5 protein-coding genes are annotated in these 7,981 nt (G+C 66.3%); 2 read left to right on the plus strand and 3 right to left on the minus strand.

The genetic code is table 11. The annotated features are described in order from the left end of the window. Positions 1 to 4: 4 nt before the first annotated feature. A complete protein-coding gene (locus BMX29_RS17315) occupies positions 5 to 2,356 on the plus strand; it encodes an aldehyde dehydrogenase family protein (RefSeq protein ID WP_217644401.1) in 2,352 nt (783 codons plus the stop codon). A 260-nt stretch (positions 2,357 to 2,616) separates the two neighbouring features. On the opposite strand, the gene BMX29_RS17320 is transcribed toward BMX29_RS17315, so the two are convergent. Then, entirely contained in the window at positions 2,617 to 2,916 is a 300-nt protein-coding gene (locus tag BMX29_RS17320) for an SH3 domain-containing protein (protein WP_092815337.1), read from the minus strand. A 394-nt stretch (positions 2,917 to 3,310) separates the two neighbouring features. Here BMX29_RS17320 and BMX29_RS17325 point away from each other — a divergent pair, with 394 nt between their 5' ends. Continuing rightward, on the plus strand, positions 3,311 to 3,970 hold the full coding sequence (locus tag BMX29_RS17325; RefSeq protein ID WP_092815340.1) for a hypothetical protein: 660 nt from the start codon (positions 3,311 to 3,313) through the stop codon (positions 3,968 to 3,970). Positions 3,971 to 3,999: 29 nt separating this feature from the next. On the opposite strand, the gene BMX29_RS17330 is transcribed toward BMX29_RS17325, so the two are convergent. Next, positions 4,000 to 4,215 carry a DUF1127 domain-containing protein gene (locus tag BMX29_RS17330; RefSeq protein ID WP_043843479.1) on the minus strand — a complete coding sequence of 72 codons (216 nt, stop codon included), beginning with the start codon at positions 4,213 to 4,215 and terminating at the stop codon, positions 4,000 to 4,002. Positions 4,216 to 5,235: 1,020 nt separating this feature from the next. Beyond that, positions 5,236 to 7,413 (minus strand): AAA family ATPase, encoded by a 2,178-nt coding sequence (locus BMX29_RS17335; RefSeq protein WP_092815343.1) that lies wholly within the window; start codon positions 7,411 to 7,413, stop codon positions 5,236 to 5,238. Positions 7,414 to 7,981: the final 568 nt, after the last annotated feature.

The raw sequence follows: 7,981 nt of genomic DNA on the forward strand, positions 1-7,981 counted from the left end.
CGCCATGAGCATCCGGGAGATACTGAAGGACATGAGCTACGGACCCGCGCCGGAGGATTCGAAGATCGTCGAGGGTTGGCTGGACTCGCACCGCGAGGGCTTCGGCCACTTCATCGACGGCGCCTTCACCGCGCCGGGCGAGACCTTCGAGGTGCGCAATCCCGCCACCGGGCGGGCCATCGCGCAGGTCACGCAAGGCACCGCGTCGGACGTGGATACCGCCGTGAAGGCGGCGCGCAAGGCACAGAAATCCTGGGCGAAGCTGTCGGGGCACGAACGCGCGCGCTACCTTTACGCCATCGCGCGTCACGTCCAGCAGCACGCGCGTTTCCTCGCCGTACTGGAGGCGATCGACAACGGCAAACCGATCCGTGAGACGCGCGACATCGACGTGCCGCTGGTCGCGCGCCACTTCTACCACCACGCGGGCTGGGCCGAGATCGCCGAGGACGAACTGCCGGGCCTCGAGCCCTACGGCGTCTGCGGCCAGGTCATCCCGTGGAACTTCCCGCTGCTGATGCTGTCGTGGAAGATCGCGCCTGCGCTGGCGGCCGGGAACACGGTGGTGCTGAAACCCGCCGAATACACCCCGCTGACCGCGCTGGCCTTCGCCGAGATCTGCGCCGAGGTCGGTCTGCCCGCGGGCGTCGTGAACATCGTCACCGGTGACGGTGAGGCCGGCGGCGCCATCGTCGGCCATGACGATATCGACAAGGTGGCCTTCACCGGCTCCACCGAGGTCGGCAAGACCATCCGCCGCCAGACTGCGGGCTCGGGCAAGGGCCTGACGCTGGAGCTGGGCGGCAAGTCTCCCTTCGTCGTCTTCGCCGACGCGGATATCGACGCGGCCGTCGAGGGCGTGGTGGACGCGATCTGGTTCAACCAGGGCCAAGTCTGCTGCGCCGGCGCGCGCATCCTCGTGGCCGAGGCCGTGGCCGAGCGCTTCGAGACCCTGCTCGCGCGCCGGATGGAAACGCTGGTGGTGGGCGACCCGCTCGACAAGGGCACCGACATGGGCGCCATCGTGCACCCGGTGCAGCTCGAGCGGATCAAGGAACTGGTGGCGCAGGGCGAGGCCGAGGGCGTCACGCTGCGCCAAGGCACCGCGCCTGACGGCTGCTTCTACCCGCCGACGCTGGCGACCAACGTGCAGCCGGCGAGTGTGCTGTCCACCGAGGAGATCTTCGGCCCGGTGGTGACGCTCACCACCTTCCGCACGCCCTCCGACGCGGTGGAGCTGGCGAACAACACGCGCTACGGCCTCGCGGCCTCGATCTGGTCGGAGAACGTGAACCTCTGCCTCGACATCGCCGCGCAGGTGAAGGCGGGCGTGGTCTGGATCAATTGCACGAACGTGCTGGACGCCGGCGCCGGCTTCGGCGGCTACCGCGAAAGCGGCTTCGGCCGCGAGGGCGCGCGCGAGGGGATGCGGGCCTACCTCAAGACGCCCGCCCCCAAGGGCAAGGCCGAGGACCTGCCAGCCCCCAGTGCGGTGCCGCATGGCGGTGGCGGGTCGGACGCGGTGGACCGCACGGCCAAGCTCTTTGTTGGTGGCAAGCAGGCGCGGCCCGATTCCGGCTATGCCTACACCGTCGAGGGTGCGAAGGGGCCGGTGGGCCTCGCCGGTCTCGGCAACCGCAAGGACATCCGCAACGCGGTCGAGGCCGCGTCCAAGGCCGGCGGCTGGGGCAAGGCCACGGGCCACAACCGCGCGCAGGTGATCTATTACCTCGGCGAGAACATCTCGGCCCGCGCCGGAGAGTTCGCGGCGCGGCTGGAGGCGTTCGGCGCGAAACCCGCCGCGGCCAAGGCCGAGGTCGAGACCGCGATCCGCCGCTGCTTCTGGTATGCCGCGCAGGCCGACAAGTTCGACGGCGCCGTGCACCAGACCAAGTCGGCGCATGTCACGCTCGCCATGAACGAGCCGCTGGGCGTCATGGGCCTCGTCTGCCCGACCGGCCAGCCGCTTCTGGGCGCGCTCAGCCTCGTGCTGCCGGCGATCGCAATGGGCAACAGCGTGGTCGTGGTACCGTCGCAAACCCATCCGCTGGCGGCGACGGACCTCTACCAGGTGCTCGAGACCTCGGACGTGCCTGCGGGCGTGGTGAACATCGTCACCGGCCCGCGCGACGAGCTGGCCAAGACGCTGGCGCAGCACGACGGGGTGGACGGCATGTGGTATGTCGGAGGGACCGAAGGCGCGGCGATGGTCGAGGCCGAGAGTGCCGGCAACCTCAAGCAGACCTGGACCGAGACCGACGGCGCCCGCGACTGGAGCGGCCGCGACGGGCAGGGCCGGGCGTTCCTGCACCGCGCGACGCAGGTCAAGAACATCTGGGTGCCCTACGGCGAGTGAGCGGGACGCACTGCGGGGCGGAGGCCCGGCGCTGTTTCATCCCGTCAGAAAGAGGATAGGCCCCGCGGGTGTCCGCGGGGCCTTTTTCTTGGGGCTCGTAATTCCTGGCGCTCGTATTGCCAAAAGCGACCGGCCGGGCCGCCGGCGCCGTGCGCTACACTGGTCGCATGCAAGCGCTGCGGGACACGGCCGAACCGGCGCCGCGGAGCTTCGCGCCGCCGACTAGGAGGGTGCCGCGCGCGCCCTTGCAATGTCGCGGGTCAGAGCTGCCGCAGGTAGGTCTGCGACACGTATCCCTCGAGCCCGCGCGCATCCTCGACGGCGACCTCGCACCAGCGCACCGCGCCCAGCCGCTCGCATTCGCGGGCGACGACCACGGTGCCGTTCGGCAGCCCGGCCTTTACCTCGTATCCGGTGCCCGGCCCGCCGCGAAGCTTGAGCATGTCGCCCTCTTCCACGCCCGCGACCTCGTAGCGGTCGCCCAGGATCACCGGCGCGCCGTTACCGGCACAGCCGGCCAGCGTTCCCAGTGTCAGGACTGCGATTATGGTTCTGCGCATTGTTTTCCCTGCCTCTTGCCTCGCCTTCAGGTGTAGCCGCGCGGCGGCGCGAAAGGAACGCCGATTTCCCCTCGGAAGACGCTACGACACCGGGACCGACAGGTTGCGACGCAAAAACTTTCGGGTCGGCTTGGCATGATCGCACGTGACCGCGGCGAGGGTTCGGAGTCCGCGATGGTTCGGCGCTCAGGTGCACAAGACGTAAGGCGATTTCGGAAATATCCGTTCGATGACAAAGCGTTGCCGGCGGGCTGGCGGAAGGTCGACCTATCCGCCGATCGACCCGAGCGGCATCGGACGCGCTCGAAGCCTCCAAAATCGGCCGCACGCAACGCGTCGCTTACCACGTGCGCGACGCCTTCATCTCCGGGCGCCGACACCGTATGGACCGGGCATGACTCCGAAGACCTTCTCGATCGATCTGCGCCGCGACGGCGGGGCGCGCCTTGCACTGAGCTACAGGGCCGCCGACCGCGCCGGCATCCAGCGGCTCGCCTGCGACATCGCGGCGAGTGACCTGTCGCGGCTGGTCATCTTCGCGGAGACGCTGGACCTGCAGGCGATCCTCGGGGGGCCGGTTGCGGCCGAGCTCGATCTCGAGGGGCTGCGCCTTGAAACCGAGGACTCAGGTGCCGGCATCCGGCTCGTCCGGACGCAGGGCTACAATACGCAGACCGCGCAGATGGAGCTGTCCACGTTCGGGTTCGAGATGGCGGGGATCACCGAAGCCTGCCTCGCGCGGGCGACCGAGGCCAAGCATGGCCCGGTATTGACCGAGCTGCTCGCCGAATGCCCCATGCCGGAAACGCTCTCGGCGGCGCTGGATCCGGACCGCGCGGAGCAGGCGGTGCATGTCGTTCGGGAAATGACCCTCCTGATCCTGACAGAACAAGCCGCGACCAAGGGATCTGAGATTGCGCGCAAGCTGCGGTCCAAGACGCGTCGCGAGGATGCCTTCGAGGAGGTCCGCATGACCGTCGATGCGGTTTCGTCGGCCTTTCTGGCGCCCGCCGCCGACGATCCGTCGGAGGTCGGCCTGCGGCGCCGGGGGTAGCGGGCCCGGGCCTTCGCCGGGGCGCCGCCTCAGTGACGTCCGTATGCCGCTTCGAGCGCGATGTCGCGGATGTTGCCGCGTGCGACGCCGATGTCGTTCAGGTCGCGGTTCGACATGCGCGCAAGCTCACCGTAGACGCGCTTGAATTCGCGGCGACGCGCCTGCGAGTCACGGAAGGAATCGATGAGCTCCGCGACGCGGTCCCGAAGGCCTGTGGAGGATGGTGCGAGTGCTGTGTAGGCCATTGGATGGCTCCTGTTCGTTTGAAGTTTAACGCTAACAGGAAGATTGACCTCCGACCCCGGTCTCACAAGGCACAGTTCGGGGATGCTGCATTGCAGCATCCGCATGACGAAAGGATCCGTGTTTCAGGCTATTGGTGTTGGGACGCGCGACCGGGCAGTGGACGTGCAACGGTGAAAAGCTCGCTTCTGTCTATGCAGCAGTGTCGCACGGTTTCTTCAGACTCGGCGACCCGGGCAAGGACGGCGGGGGGCTGGCAGCCCATGCGCCGGGCCGAGCATTTCGCCGCCATGCACTGCCATCTTGGCGGTGCGCGGCGGTGGTTCCTGTGCTCAACGGGCCGTTGCGGACGCCGTGTCGGTATCCTCTACGGCGGTAAGGTTTTCGCCCGCCGTCATTGTCGGGGGACCGCCTATCTCTCGCAAAACAAACCCAAGCCGACCGGGCAGCCCGCCGTGCCGATCGCGTCCGCGACCGGTTCGGATGGGAACGGCGCATTCTGAACGGTCCCGGCCCGAAACCGAAGGGCATGCACTGGCGCGGACTCGAGCGGCTAGTCGCGGAGCATGGCGAGTGGTGTGACCTGTCTTGCGCAATGATGTTCGGCCGGCTGGCGAACCTGACCGGCGCTAGCTTCGACTGGCAAGAATGACCTGACGTAGCGAAAGCCCTAAAGGCAAGTCAGTGGCGGCCGTTCTTTCGGGAATGCAGATGCAAGCATTGCGCGCTTAGGGGGGGCGGAGGGCAAGCAAGCCAGACAGCCTCGCAAGCTGCTGACGCCGTTACTTAATTCGAGATTAAGTGGCGGAGAGACAGTCCTTTCTCAAATTTTTTTCTGACGTTTTTGTCGTTTGTTTACAGTTTCTTGCCTGTCTAGCGCTTGTCTCGCGTGAGGCAAATTGTGTAGCAGGTGTGTAGCAGGCATCGGCGTGATCTCTTCGCGCTCGATGCGGTGCATTCTTACGGTTACCGATGGGTTATCATCCAAACAATTGCTCCCTGTCGTTCACCAGAGATCACCATTAGTAGGGTGGGTTCGCATATGGTCGAAATGGTTCTCGAAAGAACGCCTCGATCTCGTCCCACTCCATCTCCCGCAATTGGACGAGCGTCGTTGCCAGCCCCTCGATAAGATCGCGGGTCTCTCGGACGACGTGTTCTGCGAAATCCGCTTCCTCGCGCAGGATGCGATCGAGCGCATCGCCAAGCTCGGTGCCAGGCAGCATCCGTCCGATGAGAGGCTGCGGCACGGCCATCAGACTGCCGCCCTCCAATCCCCATGTGTGGCGGGCATCGAACGCCACCTGCGTGGCTTGCGCCAGATCATCAGCCGCCCCGCTGGAGGGTCCCTCGAGGAGCACGCGCTCGGCGGCGCGACCGGCAAGAAGGGCTGCGATGCGCATCCGCGCCGTCTCCGCGGTCTCGATCGATCTCGGTGTGTCGTGGACCTCTCCACCTTCGGGCGTAATCCTGACACGTTTAGGGATATCACCTGTCAGCCGCCAGGAGACGACCACGTGGCCGGCCTCGTGGATCGCGATGCGCTTGAGATCCTCGGCTGAGCGTTTCGGCGCGATGTCGGCGACCGCTTCGGCAAGATGGCGGTCGTTAAGCGGGCTACCATTCTGCCTCGCCCGCGCTTTGGCGTCTCGGATCATCGCGGCGACCGTCGCGCCCGAGCAGCCGGAAAGCTGACGCGCATGGCCCGCGAGATCGAGCCGATCCGTATCCTTGAGCGCTCCGGACAGGATCCGGGTGATCCCGGCCTGATCTGGCGGGCCGATCTCGTAGTGCTTATCAAACCGACCGGGGCGCAGGATTGCGGGGTCGATCAAATGGCGATTGTTGGCGGCGCCGACAAGGAGCACGCCGGGCGTATCGTTGAGTCGCGATAGATGCTCGAGCAGACCGTTGACCACCCCGATATTGTAGCTCGAATTTTGCGTTAGATTGCTCCGAACCAAGAATGAATCCAGCTCGTCGATCAGCAGCACTGCCGGGGCACGCGACATTGCCTCGGTTGCCTTGTCCGAAAGGGCGCGCAAAAAATCGCCTTGGTGGCCATGGCGCTGGCAATCGGCGTAGCTCGTCGTGATCAGGGGAATCCGGGCCGATCCAGCGAGCGCGGAGGCCAGCAGCGTTTTGCCATTACCTGGAGGGCCGAACAAAAACATCGATCCGGAAACCTCCGACCAGTCGAGCGATCCGGATTGCCATGCGGCGAGGTCCGCCAGTAGCCGATCGAGACCGCTGCGCAGCGGAGTGGGCAAGGCGATATCGTCCAGCGTCAGATCGGGCCGCATGTCCGCGCGCTCGGCAATTCCGGAGAGGCGCTCGGCGACGCGCAACGTGGTGTCCGCGGTCATGGCATGGTCGAGGAGAGCAGGGTGGAGGCCCGCAAGCGCGGAATCCGCGGGCAGGCGCGCAAGAACAGCGTCCTCGGCGAGCTCGCCGGTCACGGAATGCGTGACGCGTAGCATCTCTACGACCATCTCCCGCGTCAGGGGAGGAAGGTGCCGCGTCGCCTGGCTGAGCAGGCGGCCGATCTCGGGCATGTCGTCTGCGTGTGACGCCAATGCCCAGACTGCAGCGCCCTTAGAAACGGCCAGCTCCACGGCTTCCCGAAACTCCGCCGTCTTGCGCGCCTGATTGCGCTCAGATGCCTCGCCACCAAACACCGGCGTCTCGGGCCAGCTCATAGAGATCCCGCACGACGCAGAGGCTTTGCGCATGGCATGCAGCAACTCGCTCAAGGCGCGCCATCCAAGCTCGCGATCGCGGCGCTGAGGGATGACGAGCGTCGTCACGCCCCCTGGAGCGCAGATCCGCTCGAAGTCCTCTTGGGTTGGGGTCAGGGCCAGCAGGCGCAGCGCCATGCCCATCTCTCGGATCGGCGGCGAGGACATGCGGCGATGCGGGCGGCCGTGGAGATCCGTGGCAAAGGGGTCTTCTCCGGAGGCGATCCGGGATGCGATCTCCTCATCCGACATCGCGCTTGCCTCCGGCACACCGCGATAGGTGGCGTCGAGCGTTGCGGAGAGCGGCACCGAGTCCGGATCCGGGGTCGAGGGATTGTCGCGGAGACGCGCGCGCAGCGCGTCTTCAAGCACGAGGCTGCGTGCGACAAGGTCGTTGAGGATCGTGCGCGCGAAGGCTCGCGCGAAGGAAGACAGGGCCACGGCCCCTTGGGGTTGAGACATAGGTCAGCCTCCGGATGATTGAGAGAAAACCCGGACAGCCGGCAGCTGTCCGGGAAAGAGTGCAATGAGATCAGGGAGAGGGCCGCTTCGATACGGTCCATTAGGCGACGCAGGATCGGCTCCGCGGCGAGATGGTAGATCTCGGTGCGGGTATTGATCGCGTCGCCGTAGGCCGACTTGGCCACGATCAGATCGGGATGATGGCGGCGCATGTAAGCATGTGCCGCCTTCTCCTGACAAACCGCATCGTGGCCAGTCGGGACCGGAACGGTGCGGAGAATCCGGCTCGGCGTATCGCGGGCGATGCCGAGTTGTTGTCGTAGCCGCCGCGCCGGATTGCTGCTGTAGCCCAGCTTCAGGACCGGGTTCGGATCAAGATCGATCCGGAAAAGGTAGAGTTGCGATGGCTTCGCGGTCCAGGTCTCACCGCACGCGGCGCAATCGACATCACCCCAGCGCATGTTGCCCACTGCGACATCCTGCAGATGTCCGCAGCTATGACGATAGCTGCGATATCCGGTGCGTCCGGACGTAGCCGGCCCGATAAGGCGCCAGTCGTGGTCCCGCG

The sequence above is a fragment of the Roseivivax marinus genome (assembly GCF_900109705.1).
GTDB classification, from domain to species: Bacteria; Pseudomonadota; Alphaproteobacteria; order Rhodobacterales; family Rhodobacteraceae; genus Roseivivax; species Roseivivax marinus.